The sequence below is a fragment of the Arthrobacter sp. 10L430 genome (genome assembly GCF_056395245.1).
In genome coordinates this window covers 56,235-80,379 of sequence record NZ_JBFTJD010000029.1, presented here as the reverse complement: position 1 = coordinate 80,379, position 24,145 = coordinate 56,235, and the positions used below count along the sequence as shown (strand labels likewise).

24 protein-coding genes and 1 tRNA gene are annotated in these 24,145 nt (G+C 66.0%); 10 read left to right on the top strand and 15 right to left on the bottom strand.

The features are described 5' to 3' along the window. The 12 genes from AC1DDG_RS19195 to AC1DDG_RS19140 form a co-directional block, all read right to left on the bottom strand. On the bottom strand, nt 1-245 hold a 245-nt coding region (locus AC1DDG_RS19195; RefSeq protein ID WP_476877309.1), incomplete at its 3' end, for an aldehyde dehydrogenase family protein. 45 nt (nt 246-290) lie between these two features. Then, nucleotides 291-2,219: a 3D-(3,5/4)-trihydroxycyclohexane-1,2-dione acylhydrolase (decyclizing) gene (gene iolD / locus AC1DDG_RS19190; protein WP_476877308.1), complete on the bottom strand. Its 1,929-nt coding sequence runs from the start codon at nt 2,217-2,219 to the stop codon at nt 291-293. A 39-nt stretch (nt 2,220-2,258) separates the two neighbouring features. After that, nucleotides 2,259-3,161, bottom strand: a complete 903-nt coding sequence (locus AC1DDG_RS19185; RefSeq protein WP_476877313.1) for a Cgl0159 family (beta/alpha)8-fold protein — start codon at nt 3,159-3,161, stop codon at nt 2,259-2,261. A gap of 59 nt (nt 3,162-3,220) precedes the next feature. Further along, on the bottom strand, nt 3,221-4,222 hold the full coding sequence (iolC, locus tag AC1DDG_RS19180) for a 5-dehydro-2-deoxygluconokinase (RefSeq protein WP_476877307.1): 1,002 nt from the start codon (nt 4,220-4,222) through the stop codon (nt 3,221-3,223). 232 nt (nt 4,223-4,454) lie between these two features. Then, a complete protein-coding gene (locus AC1DDG_RS19175; RefSeq protein WP_476877312.1) occupies nt 4,455-4,859 on the bottom strand; it encodes a tautomerase family protein in 405 nt (134 codons plus the stop codon). A gap of 198 nt (nt 4,860-5,057) precedes the next feature. Continuing rightward, on the bottom strand, nt 5,058-5,531 hold the full coding sequence (locus tag AC1DDG_RS19170; protein ID WP_476877306.1) for an SRPBCC family protein: 474 nt from the start codon (nt 5,529-5,531) through the stop codon (nt 5,058-5,060). After that, nucleotides 5,528-5,893, bottom strand: coding sequence for an ArsR/SmtB family transcription factor (locus tag AC1DDG_RS19165; RefSeq protein ID WP_476877305.1), 366 nt, complete (start codon nt 5,891-5,893; stop codon nt 5,528-5,530). The genes AC1DDG_RS19170 and AC1DDG_RS19165 overlap by 4 nt, the downstream gene beginning before the upstream one ends. Before the next feature lie 205 nt (nt 5,894-6,098). Then, the gene (sucD, locus tag AC1DDG_RS19160; protein ID WP_476877304.1) at nt 6,099-7,001 is read right to left on the bottom strand and encodes a succinate--CoA ligase subunit alpha; all 903 of its coding nucleotides are present in this window, start codon (nt 6,999-7,001) and stop codon (nt 6,099-6,101) included. Nucleotides 7,002-7,031: 30 nt separating this feature from the next. Further along, nucleotides 7,032-8,201: an ADP-forming succinate--CoA ligase subunit beta gene (sucC, locus tag AC1DDG_RS19155; protein WP_230117954.1), complete on the bottom strand. Its 1,170-nt coding sequence runs from the start codon at nt 8,199-8,201 to the stop codon at nt 7,032-7,034. A 224-nt stretch (nt 8,202-8,425) separates the two neighbouring features. Then, nucleotides 8,426-9,112, bottom strand: a complete 687-nt coding sequence (locus AC1DDG_RS19150; protein WP_476877311.1) for a hypothetical protein — start codon at nt 9,110-9,112, stop codon at nt 8,426-8,428. 80 nt (nt 9,113-9,192) lie between these two features. Then, complete coding sequence (gene pcrA, locus AC1DDG_RS19145) at nt 9,193-11,706, bottom strand: DNA helicase PcrA (RefSeq protein ID WP_476877303.1); 2,514 nt, start codon at nt 11,704-11,706, stop codon at nt 9,193-9,195. A 125-nt stretch (nt 11,707-11,831) separates the two neighbouring features. Beyond that, the gene (locus AC1DDG_RS19140; protein WP_476877302.1) at nt 11,832-12,680 is read right to left on the bottom strand and encodes an inositol monophosphatase family protein; all 849 of its coding nucleotides are present in this window, start codon (nt 12,678-12,680) and stop codon (nt 11,832-11,834) included. A gap of 160 nt (nt 12,681-12,840) precedes the next feature. Here AC1DDG_RS19140 and AC1DDG_RS19135 point away from each other — a divergent pair, with 160 nt between their 5' ends. Then, nucleotides 12,841-13,479, top strand: a complete 639-nt coding sequence (locus tag AC1DDG_RS19135; RefSeq protein ID WP_476877301.1) for a hypothetical protein — start codon at nt 12,841-12,843, stop codon at nt 13,477-13,479. On the opposite strand, the gene AC1DDG_RS19130 is transcribed toward AC1DDG_RS19135, so the two are convergent. Then, nucleotides 13,476-14,264 carry a DUF998 domain-containing protein gene (locus AC1DDG_RS19130; RefSeq protein ID WP_476877300.1) on the bottom strand — a complete coding sequence of 263 codons (789 nt, stop codon included), beginning with the start codon at nt 14,262-14,264 and terminating at the stop codon, nt 13,476-13,478. The two genes, AC1DDG_RS19135 and AC1DDG_RS19130, sit on opposite strands and share 4 nt — an antisense overlap. Nucleotides 14,265-14,350: 86 nt before the next feature. Here AC1DDG_RS19130 and AC1DDG_RS19125 point away from each other — a divergent pair. The 3 genes from AC1DDG_RS19125 to AC1DDG_RS19115 all read left to right on the top strand — a co-directional run bounded on the left by AC1DDG_RS19125 (nt 14,351) and on the right by AC1DDG_RS19115 (nt 15,380). Next, a tRNA-Arg gene (locus AC1DDG_RS19125) sits at nt 14,351-14,423 on the top strand. A gap of 1 nt (nt 14,424) precedes the next feature. Then, a complete protein-coding gene (locus AC1DDG_RS19120) occupies nt 14,425-14,949 on the top strand; it encodes a DUF6314 family protein (protein WP_476877299.1) in 525 nt (174 codons plus the stop codon). Beyond that, nucleotides 14,946-15,380, top strand: a complete 435-nt coding sequence (locus AC1DDG_RS19115) for an NUDIX hydrolase (RefSeq protein ID WP_476877298.1) — start codon at nt 14,946-14,948, stop codon at nt 15,378-15,380. The genes AC1DDG_RS19120 and AC1DDG_RS19115 overlap by 4 nt, the downstream gene beginning before the upstream one ends. Nucleotides 15,381-15,437: 57 nt before the next feature. Here AC1DDG_RS19115 and AC1DDG_RS19110 read toward each other — a convergent pair whose 3' ends face one another. After that, a complete protein-coding gene (locus AC1DDG_RS19110; protein WP_476877297.1) occupies nt 15,438-17,351 on the bottom strand; it encodes an ABC transporter ATP-binding protein in 1,914 nt (637 codons plus the stop codon). Next, nucleotides 17,348-19,012 (bottom strand): ABC-F family ATP-binding cassette domain-containing protein, encoded by a 1,665-nt coding sequence (locus AC1DDG_RS19105; RefSeq protein ID WP_476877296.1) that lies wholly within the window; start codon nt 19,010-19,012, stop codon nt 17,348-17,350. The genes AC1DDG_RS19110 and AC1DDG_RS19105 overlap by 4 nt, the downstream gene beginning before the upstream one ends. A 196-nt stretch (nt 19,013-19,208) precedes the next feature. On the opposite strand from AC1DDG_RS19105, the gene AC1DDG_RS19100 reads away from it, so the two are divergent. The 6 genes from AC1DDG_RS19100 to AC1DDG_RS19075 all read left to right on the top strand — a co-directional run bounded on the left by AC1DDG_RS19100 (nt 19,209) and on the right by AC1DDG_RS19075 (nt 24,114). Continuing rightward, entirely contained in the window at nt 19,209-19,967 is a 759-nt protein-coding gene (locus tag AC1DDG_RS19100) for a hypothetical protein (protein ID WP_476877295.1), read from the top strand. After that, nucleotides 19,964-20,698: a hypothetical protein gene (locus AC1DDG_RS19095; protein ID WP_476877294.1), complete on the top strand. Its 735-nt coding sequence runs from the start codon at nt 19,964-19,966 to the stop codon at nt 20,696-20,698. The genes AC1DDG_RS19100 and AC1DDG_RS19095 overlap by 4 nt, the downstream gene beginning before the upstream one ends. Before the next feature lie 93 nt (nt 20,699-20,791). Continuing rightward, nucleotides 20,792-21,529, top strand: a complete 738-nt coding sequence (locus AC1DDG_RS19090; protein ID WP_476877293.1) for a hypothetical protein — start codon at nt 20,792-20,794, stop codon at nt 21,527-21,529. A gap of 301 nt (nt 21,530-21,830) precedes the next feature. After that, nucleotides 21,831-22,649 (top strand): amino acid ABC transporter substrate-binding protein, encoded by an 819-nt coding sequence (locus tag AC1DDG_RS19085; RefSeq protein WP_476877292.1) that lies wholly within the window; start codon nt 21,831-21,833, stop codon nt 22,647-22,649. Further along, a complete protein-coding gene (locus AC1DDG_RS19080) occupies nt 22,650-23,315 on the top strand; it encodes an amino acid ABC transporter permease (RefSeq protein ID WP_230117941.1) in 666 nt (221 codons plus the stop codon). Next, complete coding sequence (locus AC1DDG_RS19075; protein WP_290369728.1) at nt 23,302-24,114, top strand: amino acid ABC transporter ATP-binding protein; 813 nt, start codon at nt 23,302-23,304, stop codon at nt 24,112-24,114. The genes AC1DDG_RS19080 and AC1DDG_RS19075 overlap by 14 nt, the downstream gene beginning before the upstream one ends. The last annotated feature ends 31 nt before the right edge of the window (nt 24,115-24,145 follow it).

Below are 24,145 nucleotides of genomic sequence, written 5' to 3'. Positions count from 1 at the left end.
TCGCGGAACTTGAACAGCACCCCGGTGCGCTTGGCCAGGGAAATGTCACCCCAGGAGTCGGCAGCCTTGCGGGCCGCAGCGACGGTGGCATCCAGGTCCGCCCGGTTGGCCAGCCGCAGCTCCGCGGACACGGCGCCGGTGGCCGGGTTGTACACGGGCTGGCTGCGGTCGCCTTCACCGGCGGTCTCGGCGCCGTTGATGAAGTGGCCGATGGTGGTGGTGCTTTGGTCAGTAATGGCAGTCATGGGGCTCTTCCTTGAGTGGTCGAAGGGTGCTGTTGTTCGCGAAGTTCAGCCAAGTAGCTTGCGCTGGCGGTTCTTGTGGTCGGTGTAGGTCTTGAAGGCCTGCTGGGTGGAATCGAGGTCGGAGACCTGGGAGACGGGAACGTCCCACCACGATTCGGAACTCGGAGCGTCCAGCAGGGGGTCGGATTCGACGTGGATCAGGATGGGTCCGCCGCGCTCCGGTGCTGCCTTGGCGTCGCGGATGGCCTGTTCGAGTTCGGCGATGACCTTCTCGCCCGGTTCGATCCGGATCACCTTCACGCCGAGGCTTTCGGCGTTCAGGGCCAGGTCCACCGGGAGGGTTTCGCCTTCGTCGAAGCTGTGCTGCTCCTCGTTCAGGGCCCGGTACTGAGTGCCGAAGCGCTGAGAACCGAGTGATTCGGAGAGGGATCCGATCGAGGCGTAGCCGTGGTTCTGGATGAGGACCACGATCAGTTTGATGCGTTCGGCGACGGCGGTGACCAGTTCGGTGTGCATCATCAGGTAGGAGCCGTCCCCCACCATGACCACGACGTCGCGCTGTGCCCCGCCCTGCGCGGCCTCGGCCAGGGCCGCGCGCTTGACGCCGAGTCCGCCGGGGATTTCGTAGCCCATGCAGGAGTAGGCGTATTCGACGTGGTAGCCGAACGGGTCGCGGACGCGCCACATCTTGTGCAGGTCCCCGGGCAGGGATCCCGCGGCGCAGATGACCACGTCTTGGGCGTCCATGGCGCGGCTGGTGGCGCCGATGATCTCGTTCTGGGCTGGCAGCGGCGTGAACCGGGTATCGAAGGCTTCATCCACGGTGGAGTCCCAGCGCTTCTTTTCCGCCGCGACCTGCTGTTCCAGGTCTGCGCCCACGCGGTAGCCACCCAGGGCCTGGTTGAGCTTGACCAGGGCCTTCCGGGCGTCGGCCACGATCGGCAGCGAGGTGCCGTGCTTGTAAGCATCGATGGGTGCGACGTTGATGTTGATGAACTTCACGTCCGGGTTCTGGAACGCGGTCCGGGATGCGGTGGTGAAGTCCTCGTAGCGGGTGCCGATGCCGATGATCAGGTCCGCCTCGGCGGCGATGGCGTTGGCCGCCGTCGTGCCGGTGGAGCCGATCGCGCCGAGCGAGAACTTGTGGTCCCAGGGCAAGACGCCGACGCCGGCCTGCGTGTTGCCCACCGGGATGCCCGTCAGCTCGACGAACTTCGCGAGTTCATCGTTGGCGTAGGCGTAGAGGACGCCGCCGCCGGCGATGATGAGCGGGCGCTTCGCGGCCCGGATGGCTTCGGCGGCACGGCGGATGTCCTCGTCGTCGGCGTCGGGGCGGCGGATCCGCCACTCGCGTTCCGCCAGGAACTCCTCGGGCACGTCGAAGGCTTCGGCCTGGACATCCTGCGGGAGCGAGATGGTCACCGCACCGGTTTCGGCCGGATCCGTCAGGACACGCAGGCCGTTGTGGAACGCGGAGAAGAGCTGCTCTGGCCGGGAGACACGGTCGAAGAACTTGGACAGCGGCCGGAACGCGTCATTGACAGTGATGTCGTAGGCGTAGGGCTGCTCGAGTTGCTGCAGCACGGGGTCCGCGGCGCGCGTGGCAAAGGTGTCGCTGGGCAGCAGCAGCACGGGCAGGCGGTTGGTGGTGGCCAGTGCCGCGCCGGTCAGGAGGTTGGAGGAACCCGGGCCGATCGAGGTGCTGATGGCGAACGTCTGGCGGCGCCGGGTGTGGCGCGCATAGCCCACGGCCTGATGCGCCTGTGCCTGTTCGTTGCGGCCCTGGTAGTAGGGCATGATCGTCGGATCGAGCTGCTGGTACTGCTTCAGGGCCTGCCCGACGCCGGCAACATTGCCGTGCCCGAAGATGCCGAACGTGCCGGGGATCAGCCGTTCGCGGTAGTCCTGGCCGCCGACCGTGTCCACGGTGTACTGCCTGGACAGGTATTCGACGACAGCCTGGGCGACCGTCATTCTGCGTGTTCCTGCTGCTGTTCTCGTCCCCATGGGAAGTTACTCCGATACTTCTGCGGTGTGGTTAAGGAGGGAGGCGGCGGTGGCCACGGCGCCGGCAACATCGCCGTCCTGCGGATACAGGAGCGTGCGGCCGACGGTAAGGCCCTGCACGCCGGGGAGGGCCAGTGCAGCTTGCCAGGTGGCGAAGACTTCGTCCTGGGTGCCTTCCGGATCTCCGCCCAGGAGCACTGTGGGCATGGTGGTGGCGGCCATGACGCGCTCCATCTCGGCCACGACGGGAAGCTTCATCCAGGTGTACGCGCTGGTGGAGCCCAGGCCCTCGGCGATGGCGATGGATTTGATGACGGCGTTGGTGGAGAGGTCGTTGCGGACTTTGCCGTTTTCGCGGACGGACAGGAAGGGCTCCACCATCGCGATCAGCCTCCGTTCGGCAAGCGAATCGATGGCCTTGGCCGTCGCTTCCAGCATTGAGACGGTGTCCGGGTCGCCGAGGCAGATGCGCGTGAGCATCTTGCCGCCGTCGGCACCCAGTGCCTCCAGTGCAGCGGCAGTGTGGCCGGTGAACCGGTCATCGAATTCGTTCACCAGGCCGGCGAGTCCGCCGCGGTTCATCGAACCGAAAACCAGCTTGCCCTCGAGTGCTCCGAGCAGAAGCAGGTCATCCATGATGTCCGGCGAGGCGAGCACCCCGTCCACATCAGGGTTGGCGAGCGCAATCTGCAGGCGGTCCAACAGCTGCCGGCGGTCCGCCATGGCCACGGGATCGCTGCCCACCGCGAGGGCGCCGCGGGCGGGGTGGTCGGCGGCGACAATGAAGTTCTGCCGGCCGTACTTGAGGCCCGGGTGGCGGCGCCGGGCGTTCGCGGCCCTCGCAATCGCGTCCGGATCCTCCAGGCGGATGGTGCTCAGGTGCGCGTAACGGCGGGGATCGTCGTCCACGTCGGCGGTGAATGGTGCGGAGTTTGGGGCACCCGGGCTTGTCCGGGAGACGTTGAGGGTCACAGTGCTGCTCCTTCGGTGGCAAACTGCCCGGGGACAAGGCGGCCGCGTTCGGCCAGCAGCGAGGTGACCTCGTCCGGCGTCGGCATCGCGTCGGCGCAGGAGAGCCGGGAGGCCACCAGCGCGCCGGCGGCGTTCGCGTAGTCGAGGACCTGGGCCAGCGGCCAGCCGGACAGCAGTCCGTGGCAGAACGCTCCGCCGAAGGAGTCTCCGGCACCCAGGCCGTTGACGGTCTCCACCGGCACGGGGGCGGAGACGACGCGTTCGGTGCGGGTCTTGGCCATGACGCCTTCGGGCCCGAGCTTGACGACGGCGATTTCAACGCCGGCGTCCAGGAGCCGGTCGGCCTGTTCGTCCGGGGTTCCCTCGCCCACCGCCACGGCACATTCCTTGTCGTTGCCGATCGCGACCGTGACGTGCGGGAGGACCTTGGCCACTTCGGCGCGGGCTTCTTCCTCGGACGCCCAAAACATGGGCCGGTAGTCGAGATCCAGGACGGTGTACTGGCCGTCCTTCAGTCCCGTGCGGGGCCGTGCTTCGTGGGCCTTGAGGTGAGCCCCGCGGCTGGGTTCCTGGCACAGGCCGGTGACGGTGGACCAGAAGATCCGTGCGTCCCGGATGGCGTCCAGGTCCAGCTCTTCGGCTTTGATCTGCAGGTCGGGGGCCGTGGGAAAACGGCCGTAGAAGTACAGCGGGAAATCTTCCGGCGGCTTGATCGCGCAGAACGTCACCGCAGTCGGCCATTCCCGCACGGGCGTGACAAAGGAATCGTCCACGCCGAACTTGCGCAGTTCCCGGTGCAGATAGGTCCCGAAGGCGTCGTCGCCGGTCCGTGTGATGACGGCAGCGCGGCGGCCGTGGCGGGCGGCGGCTACGGCCACGTTGGACGGGGAGCCACCGAGGTATTTGCCGAAGGACGTCACGTCCTCCAGGTCCACCCCAATGTCGTTCGGGTAGATATCAACGCTGATGCGCCCGATCGTAAGCAGTTCGTGGGTCACGGTGATCGCGGACCTTTCTGTTTAAACTCTGTACCTAAGCAGCCGAACAGCCAGGGCTCCGGTGCGTCGCGGCCCCCGTGAGCGGGACCACATCACCTACTTTGCCCTAGAATTAATGTCCTGTCAAAGGTTTGTACTGACATATTTACAACCTGCATTTGGAGGCCCAAAACATTGGACATGCCCGGCGTCAAGCATGGGCAGTTGAGGCCCACGCAGGCGACGGATGATGCTACTTCCGGGGGACCGCCAACTCACCGGTGACGTACTGGGCGCGGCCAAATCCGAACGACCAGTCCCCCGCTGCATTTTCCACATAACCGATAAAGACGTTCTCGCCGGCAACCCCAAGGTTCCCCAGTTTTGCTGCCACCGCCGCAAAAAGGGCCTGCTTGGCTTCCTGGCTGCGGCCGGCCTGCGTGAAGATCTGGATCATGACCACTTCCGGGGTCCGCTCAAAACCGAGCCCGGCGTCCTGGGCGACAATCTGGCCCGCAGGATGTTCGGTCACGATATGGAAGTAGTCACGCTCCGGAATGCCATACTCAGCCAGAATGGCGTCATGGATCCCCCGGCTGAGTTGCTGCAGTTCTTCGGGGCTGCGGCCCGCATTGACATCGATGCGCACGAGTGGCACTTGTGCTCCCTTGATAGTTTGTCCTGACATACTATCAAAGTTATTCGACAAGGAACAGGGCATGAGCCGTCCGTCACACCGCGCCCCCGCCCGGATGCGCAGAAACCTGCCGCAGAAAGAAGTACGACGCCGGGCGGTCACCTTCTCCGTAAAGGTGACCGCCCGGCGTCGCACTTTTGGTGGATCGGGCAAGCGGGATTACTTGGCGAGCAGCTCCTCCAGCCGTTCATAACCGTCGCTCAAGCCGCCCTCCATGCCGGACTGGGCCATGCCGTCGCGCGCCTCCTGGGTGGGATAGACAGAATGACCCCTCAGCCGGCAGCGGCCGCCGCCGAGGTCCTCGAAATTCATGAATTCGATGCTGACTACGTCCGGGTAGCCGCTGAACTCGAAGGTCTGGATGGCGAAGTCGTTCTCGCGGACTGTATGGAAGATGCCGCTGAACTCGTAAGACACCCCGTCGGGGCCGGTGTGGTTGTACAGGTAGCTGCCGCCGGAGCGGAAGTCATAGTGGTCGATGTCCACGTTGGTGCCGCGCGGGCCCAGCCACTGGGTGATCAGCTCCGGCTCCTTGTGGGCGCGGAACACATCAGCGACCGGGAAGTTGAACTCCCGCTCGTAATCGATGAACGGGACGCCGTCCGGGACGGTGAGTTTAAGCGCGTTGCTCATTGTCTGTCCTTTTGACTGGTGCCGCTTGGCGCGGCATTGGTGCGGAGCACGGCGTCGAGGCTGCGGAACTGCGCCTCACGGACCAACCGGTACTGGTCAATCCACGCGGTGAGCGCTTCGAGCCGTGCGGGGTTCAGGTGAACGGGCCGGCGCTGGGCATCACGGGTACGCGTTACCAGCTGCGCCTGCTCGAGGACCTGGATGTGCTTCGAGATCGCCTGCTTGGTGATCGCGAAGGGTTCGGCTAGTTCATTGACGGTGGCGGGGCCCTTGCTGAGCCGGGAGATGAGGCGGCGGCGGACCGGATCGGACAGGGCCAGGAAGGCCAAGTCGAGGAGGTCGTCGTCACTGCCCGTGTCCACTGTCACTGCCTTTGCTTCTCTTGCCTGGTTCTTCCTGAATGTAATCAACGTATTAGTTGATCAACCTATCGGTTGTTAACCAGCGTAGACCCGGCCCCGTTGCCGCGCAAGAGGTAGTCCTTAAACAAAAAAACGCGGGGTCACTCCCAGCCCAATCCGGGGGTGGATTGGGCCGGGAGTGACCCCGCGCTGTTTTGAGGCTGGGTTACAGCGTTGCGTAGACTTCGCGCAGCAGTTTCGCGGTCTCGGACGGCGTCTTGCCGACCTTCACGCCGGCAGCCTCGAGGGCTTCCTTCTTGGCCTGTGCGGTACCGGCCGAACCGGAGACGATGGCGCCTGCGTGGCCCATGGTCTTGCCTTCCGGCGCGGTGAAGCCTGCCACGTAGCCGACAACCGGCTTGGTGACGTTGGCCTTGATGAAGTCCGCAGCACGCTCTTCGGCGTCGCCGCCGATTTCGCCGATCATGACGATCGCCTTGGTCTCCGGGTCAGCTTCGAACGCTGCCAGGGCGTCGATGTGCGTGGTGCCGATGACAGGGTCGCCGCCGATGCCGATGGCGGTGGAGAAGCCAAGGTCGCGCAGTTCGTACATCATCTGGTAGGTCAGGGTGCCGGACTTGGATACCAGGCCGATGGGGCCCTTGCCGGTGATGTTCGCCGGGGTGATGCCGACGAGGGCTTCACCCGGGGTGATGATGCCGGGGCAGTTCGGTCCGATGATGCGGGTGACCTGGTTGCCGTCGGCGTCCATCTTGGACTGTGCCAGCGCCCAGAACTCCGCGGAGTCCTGGACCGGAACACCTTCGGTGATGACAACGACCAAGCCGATGCCGGCCTCGATGGCTTCAACAACGGCGTTCTTGGTGAATGCCGGCGGGACGAAGACGATGGAGACGTCAGCGCCGGTCTCCGCCATGGCTTCCTTGACGGTGCCGAAGACAGTGATCTCGTTGTCGCCGTGCAGCACGGTGGTGCCGGCCTTGCGGGCGTTGACGCCGCCAACAATGTTGGTGCCTGCCTTGAGCATGAGGGCGGTGTGCTTGGTGCCTTCGCCGCCGGTGATGCCCTGGACGATGACCTTGGAGTCCTTGTTCAGATAAATAGACATGTTTTCTTTCCTAGATCTCGACAGGCTCGATCAGCGGGCTGCGTTGGCGAGCTCGGCGGCCTTGTCGGCGCCCTCGTCCATGGTGGCGGCCAGGGTAACCAGCGGGTGGTTGGCCTCGGCCAGGATGCGGCGGCCTTCTTCAACGTTGTTGCCGTCGAGGCGGACAACCAGCGGCTTGTTGGCGGAGTGGCCCAGTTCGGCCAGTGCGCCCACGATGCCCTTGGCCACCGCGTCACAGGCGGTGATGCCGCCGAAGACGTTTACGAACACGGCCTTGACCTGCTCGTCGCCCAGGATGACGTCAAGGCCGGCAGCCATGACCTCGGCGGAAGCTCCACCGCCGATATCCAGGAAGTTGGCGGGCTTGACGTTGCCGTGGTTCTCACCGGCGTACGCGACCACGTCGAGGGTAGACATGACGAGGCCCGCGCCGTTTCCGATGATGCCAACTTCGCCGTCGAGCTTGACGTAGTTGAGGTCCTGCGCCTTGGCCTTGGCCTCGAGCGGATCGGCAGCGTCCTTGTCTTCAAGGGCGGCGTGCTTCGGGTGGCGGAAGTCGGCGTTCTCGTCAAGGGATACCTTGCCGTCGAGGGCGACAATGTCGCCTGCGCCGGTCAGGACCAGCGGGTTGACCTCCACGAGAGTGGCGTCTTCCTTCTTGAAAACGTCCCAGAGCTTCAGGATGACGCCGGCGACCTTGCTGCGCAGTTCCTCGGCGAAGCCTGCAGCGGCGACGATTTCGTCGGCCTTGGCCTGGTCGATGCCTACGGCCGGGTCGATCGCGATCTTGGCAAGGGCCTCGGGCCGCTCAACGGCGAGCTGCTCGATTTCCATGCCGCCTTCAACCGAGCACATGGCCAGGTAGTTGCGGTTCGCCCGGTCCAGGAGGACGGAGAAGTAGTATTCCTCGGCGATGTCCGCGCCCTGGGCAATCATGACCCGGTGGACGGTGTGGCCCTTGATGTCCATGCCGAGGATGTTGGTGGAGTGTTCAAACGCCTCGTCGGCGGTCTTGGCGACCTTGACGCCGCCGGCTTTGCCGCGGCCACCGGCCTTGACCTGCGCCTTTACGACAGTTACGCCGCCGATCTTCTCGGCAGCTGCCTTTGCTTCTTCAGGGGTATGCGCCACGATGCCAGCAAGCACGGGTACACCGTGCGCCTCGAACATATCGCGCGCCTGATATTCAAACAGGTCCACGGTTTAGTGTCCTCTTCTACGTCGAAGTAGTTTCTGTACAGCCGGAAAACACCACAGATGTGGACCGGGCTGCGGAATAAACGCGCCTGCGGCAGGTCCGGAAACGAGCCACGCGGCGCAATGCTCCTCTCGGAACTCTAGTCCTTCATGGGGACAGGCCCGTTCCAGAGTACCTGTTATGTGAGTAAGGACACTATTCTATTGACCGTAGAAAAACCGCATGATTACGGGGATTTTGGGGCGTTGGACGGTGCGGCGGAGGCCTTTTTGCCCGCGTCCGAGATGAGTTCGTAATGATCGCGGCTGACGAAGAAAGCAACGCCGCCGGAGACGTTGCCGCAGGCCACCCCGTTGTTGTACGAAGAGCACCGCAGACCGTTGCGTTCGAGGTTTCCGCCGTCGGGCAGGACAGGCAGCTTGGCGATCACCCCGTCCCGGCTGCCCTTGGGGCCGTATTCGGATTCCATCTCGGTGACGCCGGACCGGCACTCGCCGTAAGTGGCCCGGTCAGGGGTGAGCAGGGCCGCTCCGCCAAGGTACCCCAGGCCTGTCCCCGTGCAGTCATCCCTGACATCCCGGGCTTCCGGTGTGGGATAGAAGGCCAGTTCGCAATGTGCCACCGGAACGGTGTCCAGTTTCCTGGTGGCAGGGTCATTGAAACTGTTCGGTTCGTACGGGAGGTTGAGGTGGGCGCCGCGGGCAGACGTCAGGGCGCACACCACGTTCCGGTCGGCGGAAACGAAGGCCAGGGCGTCCTCACCTGCGGTGAACCCGGCGGCGTCGGCCAGCGGGGCCCGCTTCAGCTGTTCGAGGGCCGCCGGAGGAGGCGGCGGCGTGTACCCGGGATCCGGCACCGCGACGGAACAGCCTGTGGCCGCCAGTAGCGCGAGGGCCGCGATCCCGGATGCCATCCGGCGGGCTAGCTGCCGCCGCACCATCCGGCGGAGCGCGGGGATCCTGCCCGACGGCATGGCGAGGCGGCCCGCCACGGTCAGGCGTCGAGCTTGGTCAGCGGCGCGTAGCGCAGCAGCAGCCGTTTCTCGCCGACGTCGAACTTCACCTTCGCCACAGTCTTGTCCCCCGCACCTTCCACTGCCAGAACAGTCCCGTTACCGAAGCTGGTGTGGTTGACTTTGTCGCCCACGCTGACTGCTACAACTTCCTTTTGCGGCTGTACCCGGTTCTTCGCGACGGCGGCGGGAACGTCCGCGTTGAAGCCTGCCGAGGCGTCTGCCTTGGCGCCGCGGGCCGTCCCTGCTCCCCAGAACGATCCGCCATACCGGCTGGAACCGATGGATGCGCCGCTCCCCCAGCCGCCGGTCTGCCTGCTGGTGCCCTCGCGTTTCCATTCGACGAGCTCCGAGGGGATCTCTTCCAGGAACTGGCTGGCGGGGTTGTACTGGCTTTGGCCCCACATGCTCCGCACCTCGGAGCGGGTGACGTACAGCCGCTTCCGGGCACGCGTCAGACCCACATAGGCCAGCCGGCGCTCCTCGGCCAGTTCCTTGGGGTCGGTGGCGGAGCGCTGGTGGGGGAAGAGTCCGTGCTCCATGCCGGTCAGGAACACCACGGGGAATTCGAGGCCCTTGGCCGTGTGCAGCGTCATCAGGGTGACGACACCCAGCCGCTTGGCCTCGGCAACTGCGGCATCGATGTCTGCCCCTGGGGCGTCTGGAATCTGGTCGGCATCCGCCACGAGCGAGACCTGCTCCAGGAAGGCGCCCAAGGAGCCCTCCGGATTCTCCTGTTCGTATTCCCGCACGACGGCGACGAGTTCCGCGAGGTTCTCCACCCGGGATTCGTCCTGCGGATCGGTGCTGGAGCGCAGCCCGGCGAGATAGCCGGTCTGTTCAAGCACGGCTTCCAGTGCCGCCGCGGCGCCGGACCCGGCGGCGACCTCGGCGAGGTCGTCGAGGAGCTTCACGAAGCCGAGCACGGCGTTCACCGAGCGGGTGGCCATGCCGGGCGCCTGGTCGGCGCGCCGGGCCGCCGCCATGAAGGAAGTCCGTTCGCGTTCCGCGAGAGCAGCCACGGCGCCCTCGGCACGGTCGCCGATCCCGCGCTTCGGTTCGTTAAGGACGCGCCGGAGGTTGACGTCGTCGTCCGGGTTGACCAGCACGCGCAGGTAGGCGAGGGCGTCCTTGATTTCCTTGCGCTCGTAGAACCGCGTGCCGCCCACCACCTTGTAGGGCAGGCCCACCCGCACCAGGACGTCCTCGATGGACCGCGACTGGGCGTTGGTGCGGTAGAAGATGGCGACGTCCCCGGGGCGGAGGTTGTCCTCGTCCTGCAGCCGGTCAATCTCCTTGGCGATGAACTGGGCTTCGTCGTGTTCGTTTTCACCCACGTAGCCGATGATCTTGTGGCCCTCGCCCTCCGCCGTCCACAGGCGCTTCTCGGGCCGGTTCGGATTGCGGGAGATGACGGAGTTTGCGGCGCTCAGGATGTTCTGGGTGGAGCGGTAGTTTTGTTCGAGCTTGATGGTGCGGGCGTCGGGGTAGTCCTTCTCGAACTCCACGATGTTGCGGATGTCGGCCCCGCGGAAGGCGTAGATGGACTGATCGGAATCGCCCACAACGGTGAGCTCGGCCGCTCCCGGCCCCTCACCCACGATTTCCCGGACCAGCGCGTACTGCGCGTGGTTGGTGTCCTGGTATTCGTCTACCAGCACGTGCCGGAAGCGTCGCCGGTAGGAATCAGCCAGCGCCGGGAACGCCCTGAACATGTAGACGGTCTCGGCGATGAGGTCGTCGAAGTCCATGGCGTTGGCCTGGCGCAGACGCTGGGTGTAGCCCTTGAAGACATCCGCCACGGCCTGCTCGAAGGGATCGTTGTGGTTCGCCGAGGACGCATAGGCGTCAGCGTCGATCAGCTCGTTCTTGAGCGCTGAGATCTTGTGCTGGATGGCCTTGGGGGCGAACTTCTTGGGGTCCAGGTCCAAGGCTTTGGACACCTGCGTGACGAGCCGCAGGGAATCCGCGGAGTCATAGATGGAGAAATTGGACTTGAGCCCGACGTTGGCGGCTTCCTGCCGGAGGATGCGCACGCAGGACGAGTGGAAGGTAGAGATCCACATGATCTTGGCCCGGCCGCCCACCAGCGCTTGGATGCGTTCCCGCATTTCGGCGGCGGCCTTGTTGGTGAAGGTGATGGCGAGGATCTCGCCGTGGTGGGCGCGCTTGGTGGCAATCAGGTAGGCAATCCGGTTACTGAGGACGCGGGTCTTGCCTGAGCCAGCGCCAGCCACGATCAGCAAAGCGCCGCCGGCGTGTTTGACGGCCTCTTCCTGCTGCGGGTTCAGCCCCTGCAGCAGGGCGCCGGCGTCCGGCAGCTGGGGCCGCGCCCAGTCACCCGCCGGGCCTCCGGAAGGCTCCGCCCGGCGGGGGCCCCCGCCGCCGAAGTCGGCCGGCGACAGCCCGGATTCAGGGCGCGACTTGGTGAGGGCGGCCGCCTGCGCGCCTGCCTTGAACGGTCCGTCAGCGTACGGGTCAAACAACATATCCATGGTGACTACAAGTCTAGGCGGTGGGGCTGACACTGATTTCCGGCCTGTGGATGACGCCGGATCCGGCATCGCAACGCTTGTCCCTGAAAAGCCCGTCCCCGAGAAGCGGGGCCGCGCCGCAAAAGCTAGTCCACAGAGCCTGACTCAAGAGCCGCACGCAACTGGTGTACCGCCGTCGCGCCCCCTGCCATGAACCACTCAAGGCCGTTCACGGAGACGCTTCCGGCGGCGCCGCCGGCGGCGAGCACAATCGCTTTCCCCGGAAGCCAGTCCCACTCCGGGCAGCTGTGCTGGAACCAGCAGCCGAGCTCTCCGTCGGCCACGCGCCCGAGGTCGCAGGAGCCGGACCCGAGCATGCGCAGCGTCGCCGCGGAAGTGGCGGCAGCATGCCAGGGCATGGCGCACATGGGGTCCGCCAGCCAGCGGGGGTGGATGTACGTGGCGGCGCCGATGTCGGCGAGCGGGGCCGCGCTGCGGTCCGCGCCGGCCGGCTGGAACGTGGTGAGGGGGGCGCCGTTAAGCGTGGCCGCGCGGCCCGTGCCGCCGAGCCACAGTTTGTCCTCCTCCGGCTGGAAGATGGCACCGAGCAGCACATCGGATTCATCTTTCAGGGCAATCGCCGAGCACCAGTACGTGGATCCGTTCAGGAAGTTGTAGGTGCCGTCCACGGGATCGATGACCCAGGTAAGGCCGCTGCTTCCACGGACGGCCGCTCCTTCCTCGCCGAGCACGCCGTCGTTGGGCCGGCAGCGCTGCAGCTGTTCCAGCACGTAGGCTTCGGCGGCATGGTCTGCCGCGGTAACGACGTCGGAAACCGAGGTTTTGCGCTGGGCGTCAAGGCCGCCCTGCCGCATCATCAGCGCCAGCATTCCCGCTTCGCGGACCAGGCCGGATGCCAGCTCAAAATCGTCAAGGTCGGGGCTCAGGTTGGCCGCACTGTGTTTACCCAGCTTGTGTCTTCCAAGTTCTGTCACGGTCCCCAGCCTATCGGCGGCCACCGGCACTGAACAGGCAGCACTGAACAGGCAGCACCGAACAGGCGGCCCGGAACAGGCGGCCCGGGCACGTGGCGGTGGCACAGCCGGCCGGAGTGGACGCGGGCAGCGGTCGTGAACCGCGGGCGATAATGGACGCATGGCCAAGACACCTGCACAGCGGATCAAGAAGCACGGCGCAAAGGCCGCAGTCCCCCAGCACCACCTGCCGCCGGTGATCAACCCCACCACGGCCCGCACGCCGGAGAAGGCGCAGAACAACAGCAACGTGATCCTCATCGCCGGCCTGGTGGCCAGTTTGTTCCTGTTCTGGTACGTTCACCTGCTCACGCTGAACCAGCTCACCCAGCTTTCAGGCGGCCTGCCGATGCCCGATTCGCTCGTCGGCGGCTTTGATCCGGGCTTCGCGGAGCAGCTGCGCAGGTCGCTGGACGGCGACGCCCGCGGGCAGCTCAACTACATCCACAAGACCGCGGGCACCTTGTTCCCGCTGATCTTCGGCTTCACCTGGCTCCTCCTGATCGGCACGAATGTGGCGAAGAAGGCACTCCGTTGGGCACTGTGGTCCCTCCCGCTGCTCTTCGTGGTGGCCAGGCTGTGGGCCAACGTGGCCGTTGACGCGATGGTGTCCGCTCCCACCCTCGACGCCGGGCAGGTCGCCCTGGCGTCATTTCTCACCGTTGCCGGCTGGGTGCTGCTGGTGCTGAGCCTGGCCGCCGGCGGCGCCGCCGTCTTCCTCGGGCGCCGGGCTGCCAAGGAAGGCGCCAAGACCGCCTAGGTGGGCCCAGCCCCTTGGACGGCACGGGCCCGCAGTGCCCTGCGCACCGACCGCTCCCGCCGGACGCGCTGGGCAATGACCAGCCCGGCGGCAGCCAGGCCAATGGTGATGGGATAGCCCATCAGCCGCTCCAGGGTGCCCGGCTCGGGGACATGAAGGCCGGTGACGCCCGCCGTGACCACGGCCGCCGCGGAGACGCCGCCCGAGGCGAAAATGAACCACCCCAGCGGGGTCTGACGCAGCCACAGACCGCCCAGCAGCAGCAGTGCGAGGGCTCCGGCGCTGAAGTACATCACCGCCCCTGCGACGTGCCAGCCGGAGCCCTGGTCCTCGGGCACAAGACCCACAATGACTGTTCCGGTGCCGGCCGTTCCGGTCAGGACGCGGGCACCCACCGCCGCGAACCACGGGGTCTCGCCGGTGTGGCTGGCCGCCACGCGGACTCCGGGCCGGGCAGCGATCCGCAGGAGCGCCGAACCCAGCAGGAGCGCGCCCAGCAGCATGCCCAGGCCCTGGACCACGAACGAGGCGTTCATGAGGAAGTGCAGCGGCGAGCAGATGCTCCGGTCCTCGTAAATGCCGCAATGGACAGCCCCCAGGTCACTGATGAGCCCCGTCCGCCGGCTGTACGGTTCAGGCCCGGCCCAGGCCCCGATCACTGCGGTCTCCGCGACGAAATACTGCACGACGCTGAGCACCGCCCAGGCCCCGATGTAGTGCCTGGTCGAGGCGGTATCGGGCAGGAAGGTTTCCCGGACGGACGGGGCGTGAGCTGCGGCGGCCATGCCAAGAGCGTAGTACGCGCCGTCACCTTGTATGCTTGTAAGCGTGTCCGAACGGGCCGGCCCCGTGCCGGTTGCGACGGACGCCCGCCCTCGTAGCTCAGTGGATAGAGCACGGCTCTCCTAAAGCCGGTGTCGTTGGTTCGATTCCAATCGAGGGCACTTGAATGCGCAGCACACATCCGGGCTCCGCGCCTACCTGCTGGGTGCTCCGCTTCCGGACTCCGCCCGTGAGGGACGCTGGTCCGTGGAGCGGACGCTTTTTGATCGCGCCGCCGGGACCCGCGGCACCTTTACCGGCGTCGTGGTTTTTTCTGAGACGGCCGACGACGGCGGGCTGCGTTTCCATGAAGAGGGCACCGTGCGCTGGCCTGCTTCGGGCGGCGGGATCTTCGCCGGCCCTGCCACGCGGGAGTACCTCCTCAGGCCGACGGAGTCGCCCGGCGCCCTGGACATGACGTTCCCCGACGGCCGGCCGTTCCACCGGATGAGCTTCTCCACGGACGCGAGCCAGGACCAGCACTGGTGCGATCCAGACACCTACCGCGTCACGTACTGGCAGCGCGGTCCGGATGAATTCGGCTATGTCTGGGACGTCACGGGCCCCCGCAAGGACCTGCTGCTGGAGTCCGTGCTCCGGCGGATCACCGCAACGCATGGCGCCGGGGAGCTAGGCTCGAGGGCGTGAATCCGCGCATCATTGTCTCCGCCGTGTGTGTTTATGACGCCGCCGGCCGGCTCCTCACCGTCCGCAAGCGCGGCACGGACAAGTACATGCATCCCGGTGGCAAGCCCGAGCCCGGCGAGACCGCCGTGCAGGCCGCCGCCCGGGAGCTCGCGGAAGAAGTGGGGATCATCATTGACCCGCGCGAGCTGAAGCCCATGGGTGTTTGGCTGGCCGACGCCGCCAACGAGGCTGCAACGGAAATCGAGGCCACCGTATTCACGGCCCCCGGGACCTGGGTTGCCCACCCCTCGGCCGAGATCGCCGAAATCCGCTGGCTGGACCTGGCAGCCGAGCTGCCCGCCGACCTCGCGCCGCTGCTCACGGACCACGTCCTCCCGGCGCTGGCCCGGCGTCCGCTGACACCGGCGTCCGCCGACACCGTCACCGAGTAGTGAGATCTCGGCACTTTGACGGTGCCTAAGCGCCGAGATCTCGCCCGTCGATGACGGTCAGAGCTCTGGGACCGCTTCCTCGGCCACTGCGGTGGCCTCGGCGAACTGCGTCCGGTACAGCTCTGCGTAGCGGCCGTCGGCGGCGAGCAGTTCCGTATGCGTTCCGCGCTCCACAATCGAGCCGTCCTCCACCACCAGGATCACGTCCGCAGCACGGATCGTGGAAAGCCGGTGGGCAATCACGACGGCGGTACGCCCCTCGAGTGCCGCGCCGAGCGCCGCCTGCACGGCGGCTTCGTTGGTGGAGTCCAGTGCCGCCGTCGCTTCGTCGAGAATGACCACCCGCGGCTGCGCGATCAGCAGCCGGGCGATGGTGAGGCGCTGGCGTTCGCCGCCGGAGAGGCGGTAGCCGCGCTCCCCCACCACGGTGTCCAGCCCGTCCGGCAGCGAGCGGATCATGTATTCGAGCCGTGCCTGTCGCAGCACGTCCCACATGTCCTCCTCGGTGGCGTCGGGCCGGGCCAGCCGCAGGTTGGACGCGACGGATTCGTGGAACAGGTGCCCGTCCTGGGTGACCATGCCAAGGGTGTCCCGCATGGAGTCGAACGTGAGGTCGCGGACGTCCAGCCCGGTTCCGGAACCACGGCCGCCGAGCCGCACGGCGCCGGAGTCGACGTCGTACAGCCGTGAGAGCAGCTGGGCGACGGTGGATTTTCCGGCCCCTGACGAGCCCACGAGCGCCACGGTCTGGCCGGGTTCCACGCGGAAACTGATGCCGTGCAGCACTTCCTCGCCGCCGCGGGTATCCAGTGTGGAGACTTCCTCGAGCGAGGCAAGGGAGACCTTGTCCGCGGACGGGTAGGCGAACCGGACGTCGTCGAACTCCACGGCCACAGGCCCAGGGGGGACGGCAACGGCGTCGGGCTTTTCCTGGATGAGCGGCTTCAGGTCCAGGATTTCGAACACGCGCTCGAAGCTGACCAGGGCGCTCATGATTTCCACGCGGGCGTTGGACAGCGCGGTAAGCGGCGCATAAAGGCGGGTGAGCAGCAGGGCCAGCACAACGACGTCGCCGGGTGCGAGCTGGCGTTCAATCGCGAGCCAGCCGCCGAGGCCGTAGACGAGGGCCAGCGCAAGCGCCGACACCAGTGTCAGGGCGGTCACGAAGGTGAACTGCAGCATCGCGGTCCGCACACCGATGTCCCGGACCCGGCCCGCACGGAGCGCGAACTCACGGGATTCGTCCGCCGGGCGGCCGAAGAGCTTCACGAGCGTGGCGCCGGGGGCAGAAAATCGTTCCGTCATCTGGGTGCCCATGGCGGCATTGTGTTCCGCCGCTTCGCGGCGGAGATCGGCCAGCTTGGAGCCCATCCGGCGGGCCGGAATCAGGAAGATGGGAAGCAGGACCATGGCCAGCACGGTGACCAGCCAGGAAGTGTTGAGCATGACGATGAGGGTCAGAATGAGGGCCACCACGTTGCTGACCACGCCGGACAGCGTTCCGGCAAACGCGGACTGCGCCCCGATGACGTCGTTATTCAGCCTGCTGACGAGGGCGCCGGTGCGGGTCCGCGTGAAGAAGGCAATGGGCATTTTCTGCACATGGTCGAACACCCGGGTGCGGAGGTCAACGATGACACCTTCCCCGATGGTGGAAGACAGCCAGCGGCTCACCATTCCCAGCGCGGCTTCAGCAACGGCAACCCCGGCGATCAGCCCGGCCAGACGGATCACCTCATCCGTCCCCGCGGACGCGACGATGGCGTTGACGACCTGGCCGGCGAGGACCGGCGTTGCCACTGCCAGGAAAGCCATGACGATGGACACGGCCACGAAGGCAATCAGTTTGCCGCGGTGTGGCCGCGCGAAACCAAGAACGCGCTTCAGTGTCTCCTTGGAGAACGGCTTGGAACCGCTCTTGGCGCGGGTGATGTTGTAAAGCGAGCGCCAGGCCACGCCGTCCATGCTCATAGTTTGTGCTCCATCTTGCCTGTCATAACTTCAGTGACCACGCCGTTGTCCACGTTCCAGCGCGCATCGAGCCGGACGTTTTCGAGCAGGCGGCGGTCGTGGGTGACCAGGAGCAGGGCACCGTCGTAGCTTTCCAGCGCCTCCTCCAGCTGTTCGATCGCGGGCAAATCCAGGTGGTTGGTGGGTTCGTCCAGGACCAGCAGGTTTACGCCGCGGGCCTGCAGGAGAGCCAGGGCGGCGCGGGTGCGTTCCCCGGGTGAGAGTGAATCGACAGTGCGGGACGTGTGGTCCGCCTTGAGTCCGAATTTGGCCAGCAGAGTGCGGACCTCTGCCGGCGTCTGATCGGTCAGCACGGCTTCGACGGCGGTCCCGAGGTTCAGGTGGCCGGCCAGCAGGCCGCGGGCCTGGTCGATTTCGCCGACGGCCACCGAAGCGCCCCTGGAAGCGTCACCGGAATGCGGCTCCTGGATTCCCAGCAGCAGGCGAAGCAGCGTGGACTTGCCCGCGCCGTTTGGCCCGGTGATGCCAATCCGTTCGCCGGCGTTGAGCTGCAGGTTCACGGGGCCCAGTGTGAAACTTCCCTGCCGGACCACCGCGTCGCGGACTGTGGCCACCACGGAACTGGAGCGCGGCGCCTGGCCGATGCTGAACTGGAGCTGCCATTCCTTCCGCGGCTCCTCCACCACGTCCAGCCGGGCGATGCGCGATTCCATTTGCCGGACCTTCTGCGCCTGCTTTTCCGATGACTCTGTGCTCGCAGCGCGGCGGATCTTGTCATTGTCCGGGCTTTTCTTCATCGCGTTCCGGACGCCCTGTGAGCTCCACTCGCGCTGCGTCCGCGCCCGGGACACCAGGTCCGCCTTGGTGGAGGAAAATTCCTCATAGCGTTCGCGGGCGTGCCGGCGGGCGACGGCGCGCTCCTCGAGGAACGCCTCGTAACCGCCGTCGTACACCGCCACGGAATTCTGGGCGAGGTCCAACTCCACGATGGTGGTCACGCATCGGGCCAGGAATTCGCGGTCGTGCGAGACGAGCACCGCGCCGCCGCGGAGCCCCTGGACGAACGATTCCAGCTTGGCGAGTCCATCGAGGTCAAGGTCGTTCGTTGGCTCGTCCAGCAGTACGATGTCGAAGCGGCTCAGCAGCAGGGCGGCGAGCGCAACCCGCGCTGCCTGGCCTCCCGACAGGCCGGTCATTTCGGCGTCCGGCCCAATGTCCAGTCCGAGATCGGCGAGGACGGCCGGAATGCGCTCGTCAAGGTCAGCGGCACCGGAAGCCATCCAGCGATCGAAGGCCAGGGAATACGCATCGTCGGCGCCAGGCGCTCCTCCGCCGAGAGCCTCGGCGGTGGCTTCCATCTCGGCGGTGGCCTGGTCGCAGCCGGTGCGGCGGGCGATGTAGGCAGCCACGGTTTCACCGGCCATGCGCTCGTGTTCCTGCGGGAGCCATCCCACGAAGGCGTCTGCCGGGGCGAGGCTCACGCTCCCTTCCTGCGGCAAATCCACGCCGGCAAGGAGGCGGAGCAGCGTGGATTTGCCGGCTCCGTTGGCACCGACCACGCCAACAACGTCCCCCGGGGCCACCGTCAGGGAAAGCTTTGAGAAGAGAGTGCGGTGATCATGACCGCCCGCAAGGTCTTTGGCAACAAGGGTTGCAGTCATTAGTCCATCCTCTCACCGCTGCCCGTTTCGGCCAGAGAAATTCCGGCGGGCATGAAAGAACCCGCTGGTCCGGACTTGGGGGGTGTACGGACCAGCGGGTTCGAGAAACTAGCATAGTTGAAGCTGTGGGCTGCGTAAAATCGAGAGTGGCGGCAGCTACTATCGTGCCAATCATTCGTTCAGCAGAGAGCGTTCCATGCCACTCCCCGCCAAAGCGTTCCAGCGCTGGCTACACGGCATCGCACCTGACACCAGCATGGCCGACGTCTCCAGGCTGTCGCAGGTCAAGCGCACCACCCTGGCCCAGCAGCTCGTCCGGGGCAAAGTGGCCGAAGCGACGGTGGTCAGCATCAGCCGGGCCTTCAACGTCAATCCGGTCGCCGCGCTGGCCTATTTTGAGACCTACCGCGATCTTGCCGGACCCCAGGTCCCTCCTACCCCGCAGGAGCTGGTCAGCCAGATTGCCACGGTAGATCTGCTGCGGGCGGTCATTGCACGATCCGCACCGGAAGCCGGATCCGGCGCCGACCCCGTATCGGGCGCGCAGCAGGCCAAGCGGCCGGAACTCGGCCCGGCGCCGCACGTGACCTCCGTGAAGAACTGGGTGGACGCGATTGACGACGGCGAACTCCGCCACCGCGTCTCCGCCGCCACGGGCATCGCACCGCAGAACTATTCGGCCCAGCTCACCGCAAACCGGCTGGCACCCGAGGTGGCCATAGCCACCTCCCGGGCTGCCGGCGTCGGACTGACGGGAGGGCTGGTGGCCACCGGCCTGATCACCGAAGCCGAAGCCGGGTGGGAGCCAGGGGCCCGGCAAGCGGCGCTGGACAGGCTGTCCGACGGCGAACTGGCAGTCCTGGCTGGAGACCGGCTGCAGGCGGTCGGGAAGACACTGCGGCGCCAGGAACAAGACCAAGAACAAACCGAAAAGATCTGGGAGAACCTCGGATGATCGAGATCCTGCAGTGGACCACCCTGATCGCATGCGGCGCTGCGGCGCTGTCCCGGATCCCCAATCTGGTCCGCAAGAAGAACAGATCGCTGTTCTACATTCTGGCGCTGATGACCGTTGCCATCCTGCTCAGCATCAAGGGCCCCTACATGGCCATTGACAGCCTGCTCGGAAACACTAACGTGGCCAACCTGCTCCTGCGCTTCATCATCTTCGCGGCCGTCTACGTCCTGGGCATGCGCATCGCCAAGGGTTTCGGCGACCAGCCCGGCCTCCGGCTCATCCGCGGCCGCCGCGGCACCTTGGTCCTGGGGCTGATCTCGGCAGCAATGCTGGTCTTCTTCGCCCTGATGGACAGCGAGGGTTCGTCAGTAGGCCTTGTGGGCGTATATGCCAAGGATGAGCGGAACAGGGCGCTGGTCGAGTACTACGGCGCTGCCGGCCGCGCCTATCCGGCCTATGTGTCCCTAGCCATCCTGCCCGGCCTGCTGCGGGCAGTGCGCGGCACCCTTCCCGTTCTGCTTCGCATCAGTGCCCTGCTGCTTGCCATCGGGGGGATAGCCACCATCCTCAGCCTCTTCTTCCCGGTGATTCCAGCCGCATTGGGGTACCTCACGTTCGTTATCAACTACACCGCCATCCTGTGCTTTGTGGTCGGGCTGACGCTGATCTGGCTGGCCAAGCTCCGGGCGGGCAGGAAGGTCACCGGCGCGCTGTCCGCCCCTGACTGACGGGGCATGCCGGACCACCGTCGAGCGCCCGGCAATCCCACGACGCGAGAATCAAGACCAGGAAACAAACCGAAAGATCTGGGGGAATCGCGGATGACAGAGATCCTGCAATGGACCACCCTGATCGTTTGCGCCGTTGCCACCCTGGTCCGGATTCCGAGCACCCTGCAGGGCCGGAACCGCTCGCTCTTCGTCATCTTCCTTTTGGCCACGGCTGCCGCCGCACTCAGCATGGGACCGTTCTACCTGGCCATCGATCGCGCTGTTGGCGGCATTAACATTGCCAACGTCCTGCTGCGGCTTATCGTTTTTGCCACGCTTTTCCTGGTGGCGCTCCGCGTGAGCAGGGCATTTGGCGCCGCCGACGCATACCGCCTCATCACCGGGCGATTCGGGCTCGCCATGCTGGGATTGTTTTCTGCGGCCCTGGTCACGATCTTCCTGGCCATGGACTCTTCCGAGTCATCCCTGGGCCTTGCGGAGGTCGGCGGGACAAGTGCCCGCAACGCTGCCCTGCTGCCTTTCTACTGGGCCGTCGCACGTGGTTACCCGGTCTACGTATCGCTGGCACTTCTGCCTTGCCTGCTCCGGGCCGCCAACAGCAGGCTGCCCTCCCTCGTCCGCACGGGGGCGTCCCTGATGGCGGCAGGCGCCATGGCCACAACAGCAGGACTCGTGCTGGAGTTCACGGGGCCGGCCTTCGCCTTGCCGCGGCTCGTGGTCAACAACGGCGCCGTCGTGTTCTATGTGCTGGGGCTTGGAGTGGTCTGGCTGGCCCGGGTCCGGGCCACAGGTTTCCGTGCGCCGGGGACGTCATCTACTGAAAGGTAGGGCGGCGGGATTCACAAAATCATTAGACCGTGAGAGAATCATGAATGTGTGAAAGCAGTTGCTGCCTAGCCTTCCGTGAAGACGGGGCCGTGGCGCCTGCCAGAGCGCACATTGGGGGGATGAGTGGTGGCGGGACGTTGGGGACCGCCCCCACTCAGCCTGTTTAAGGGCTGTAGCTGTCCCCCGTAAGATGGCGAAATAAAACAACTTTCCAAATGCGTTGTGGGGGGTAGTGTCGCGTGTGACCGGCTCCGGCCGCCGTGACAAAGCCCTACGCAGCCAGCAAGAAGAAGGAACCGCCATGAACCGCCTCCACACCCGCCGCAGTGCAATCGCAGCCACGCTCGCAACTCTCGCGCTCGCGCTGTCCGGCTGCGGCGGCTCACAGGCGCCGGCAGCAAGCAGCAGTTCGGATTCGTCGCTGAGTGACGTGAAGTCCAAGGGTGAGATCGTCATTGCCACCGAGGGCACCTACAAGCCCTTCAGCTTCCACGCCGAGGGCGCAGGCGAGCTCACCGGGTTCGACGTCGAAATCGCCAAGGCGGTCGCCGGGAAACTGGGCGTGAAGGCAAAGTTCGAGGAGACCCAGTTCGATGGCATCTTCGCCGGCCTTGATGCCAAGCGCTTCGACACCATCGCGAACGAGATCTCCATCAATGCCGAGCGCAAGGCAAAGTATGACTTCTCCACACCGTACACAGTCTCCACGGGTGTGATCGTGACCAAGGCGGACAACAACAGCATCACGGGTTTCGACAGCCTTAAGGGCAAGACCACCGCACAGTCGCTGACCAGCAACTTCTACAAGCTGGCCGTCGATGCCGGCGCCAACGTCCAGTCCGTGGAGGGCTGGGCCCAGGGCGTGACGCTGGTCCGCCAGGGCCGGGTGGACGCGATCGTCAACGACAAACTCACCTACCTTGACTACGCCAAGACCAACCCGGACGCCGGACTGAAGATCGCCGCCGAAACCAAGGAAAAGTCGGAGAGCGCCTTCGCGTTCCGCAAGGGATCTACCGAACTCACCGCCGCCGTGGACAAGGCGCTTGCCGATCTCCGCGCCGACGGCACACTGACCAAGATCTCGCAGAAGTACTTCGGCGCGGACGTCACCAAGTAGATGCCGTTTAACTGGGACCTTGTCTGGAGCTCCTTCGGCCCGATTGTCACCGGGGCCATCACCGGGACCATCCCGCTGACCCTGGCCTCCTTTGCCTTCGGCCTAGCCCTTGCTCTGCTCGTAGCGCTCATGCGGCTCAGCCGGAACCCGGTGGCGTCAGGGGCGGCGAGGTTCTATGTCTCGGTGATCCGCGGGACGCCGCTGCTGGTCCAGCTTTTCGTGATCTTCTACGGCCTGCCCAGCCTCGGGGTAAAGCTCGATCCCTGGCCCAGCGCCATCATCGCCTTTTCACTCAACGTGGGCGGCTATGCGGCCGAGGTGATCCGGGCGGCCATCCTCTCGGTCCCCAAGGGGCAGTGGGAAGCCGGGCACACCATCGGCATGTCACGGGCGCAGGCATTGCGCCGCATCATCCTGCCCCAGGCCGCCAGGGTCTCCGTGCCGCCGCTGTCCAACACCTTCATCTCCCTGGTCAAGGACACCTCGCTGGCCTCGCTGATCCTCGTCACTGAGCTCTTCCGGAATGCCCAGCAGATCGCTGCGTTCAGCCAGGAGTTCATGGCGCTGTACCTTGAGGCCGCACTGGTCTACTGGGTCATCTGCCTGGCGCTGTCCACCGGCCAGTCCGCCCTCGAAAAGAGATTGGACCGCTATGTCGCCCACTAGCCAGCCCGCCCGCGCAGGCGCGCCCCAGCCAAAACCGGTGCTGTCGGTCCGCAACCTGGCCAAGGCCTTCGGCAGCAACGTGGTGCTCCGGGACATCGACCTCGATGTCCGCCGCGGCAACGTGGTGGCCCTCATCGGGCCCTCGGGTTCCGGCAAAACCACTGTGCTCCGTTCGCTGAACGGACTGGAAACGCCCGACGCCGGCACCGTCACCTTCGCGGACACCGCCACCGGCACGGACCTCGCGCTCGACTTCTCCGCCAAGGTTGCCAAGAAGGACATCTCGGACCTCCGCGACCGCAGCGCCATGGTATTCCAGCACTACAACCTCTTTCCGCACATGACGGTGCTGCAGAATGTCATTGAGGGCCCCGTCCAGGTGCAGAAGCGGAAGAGGGCGGAAGCTGTCGCCGAGGCGGAGAAACTGCTGGCCCGCGTAGGGCTGGCTGACAAGCGTGATGCCTACCCGTTCGAGCTGTCCGGCGGGCAGCAGCAGCGCGTGGGCATTGTGCGTGCCCTGGCCCTGAAGCCCCAGCTTCTGCTGTTCGACGAACCCACCTCGGCCCTGGACCCGGAACTGGTGGGCGAGGTCTTGGGCGTCATCCAGGAGTTGGCCGAGGAGGGCTGGACCATGGTGATCGTCACGCACGAGCTGGCCTTCGCCCGTCAGGTGGCCGACGAAGTCATCTTCATGGACGGCGGAGTGGTGGTGGAGCGGGGCCCGGCGGCAGAGGTGCTGCGGGCGCCGCGCCAGGACCGCACCCGGCAGTTCGTGCGGCGCCTGCTCCACGAATTCTGACCCGTTTGTGACCGCCGCCGGCGCCGCCCCG

Bases quoted from the DNA above. Each gene is read 5' to 3' on its own strand.
- AC1DDG_RS19090 (WP_476877293.1), top strand. From the start codon at position 20,792: ATGACAGAGATCCTGCAATGGACCACCCTGATCGTTTGCGCCGTTGCC.
- AC1DDG_RS19170 (WP_476877306.1), bottom strand. From the start codon at position 5,531: ATGAGCAACGCGCTTAAACTCACCGTCCCGGACGGCGTCCCGTTCATC.
- AC1DDG_RS19085 (WP_476877292.1), top strand. From the start codon at position 21,831: ATGAACCGCCTCCACACCCGCCGCAGTGCAATCGCAGCCACGCTCGCA.
- iolD (WP_476877308.1), bottom strand. From the start codon at position 2,219: ATGACGGTCGCCCAGGCTGTCGTCGAATACCTGTCCAGGCAGTACACC.
- AC1DDG_RS19075 (WP_290369728.1), top strand. From the start codon at position 23,302: ATGTCGCCCACTAGCCAGCCCGCCCGCGCAGGCGCGCCCCAGCCAAAA.
- AC1DDG_RS19095 (WP_476877294.1), top strand. From the start codon at position 19,964: ATGATCGAGATCCTGCAGTGGACCACCCTGATCGCATGCGGCGCTGCG.
- AC1DDG_RS19080 (WP_230117941.1), top strand. From the start codon at position 22,650: ATGCCGTTTAACTGGGACCTTGTCTGGAGCTCCTTCGGCCCGATTGTC.
- AC1DDG_RS19110 (WP_476877297.1), bottom strand. From the start codon at position 17,351: ATGAGCATGGACGGCGTGGCCTGGCGCTCGCTTTACAACATCACCCGC.
- sucD (WP_476877304.1), bottom strand. From the start codon at position 7,001: ATGTCTATTTATCTGAACAAGGACTCCAAGGTCATCGTCCAGGGCATC.
- AC1DDG_RS19150 (WP_476877311.1), bottom strand. From the start codon at position 9,112: ATGGCATCCGGGATCGCGGCCCTCGCGCTACTGGCGGCCACAGGCTGT.
- pcrA (WP_476877303.1), bottom strand. From the start codon at position 11,706: ATGGATATGTTGTTTGACCCGTACGCTGACGGACCGTTCAAGGCAGGC.
- AC1DDG_RS19100 (WP_476877295.1), top strand. From the start codon at position 19,209: ATGCCACTCCCCGCCAAAGCGTTCCAGCGCTGGCTACACGGCATCGCA.
- AC1DDG_RS19130 (WP_476877300.1), bottom strand. From the start codon at position 14,264: ATGGCCGCCGCAGCTCACGCCCCGTCCGTCCGGGAAACCTTCCTGCCC.
- AC1DDG_RS19105 (WP_476877296.1), bottom strand. From the start codon at position 19,012: ATGACTGCAACCCTTGTTGCCAAAGACCTTGCGGGCGGTCATGATCAC.
- AC1DDG_RS19135 (WP_476877301.1), top strand. From the start codon at position 12,841: ATGGCCAAGACACCTGCACAGCGGATCAAGAAGCACGGCGCAAAGGCC.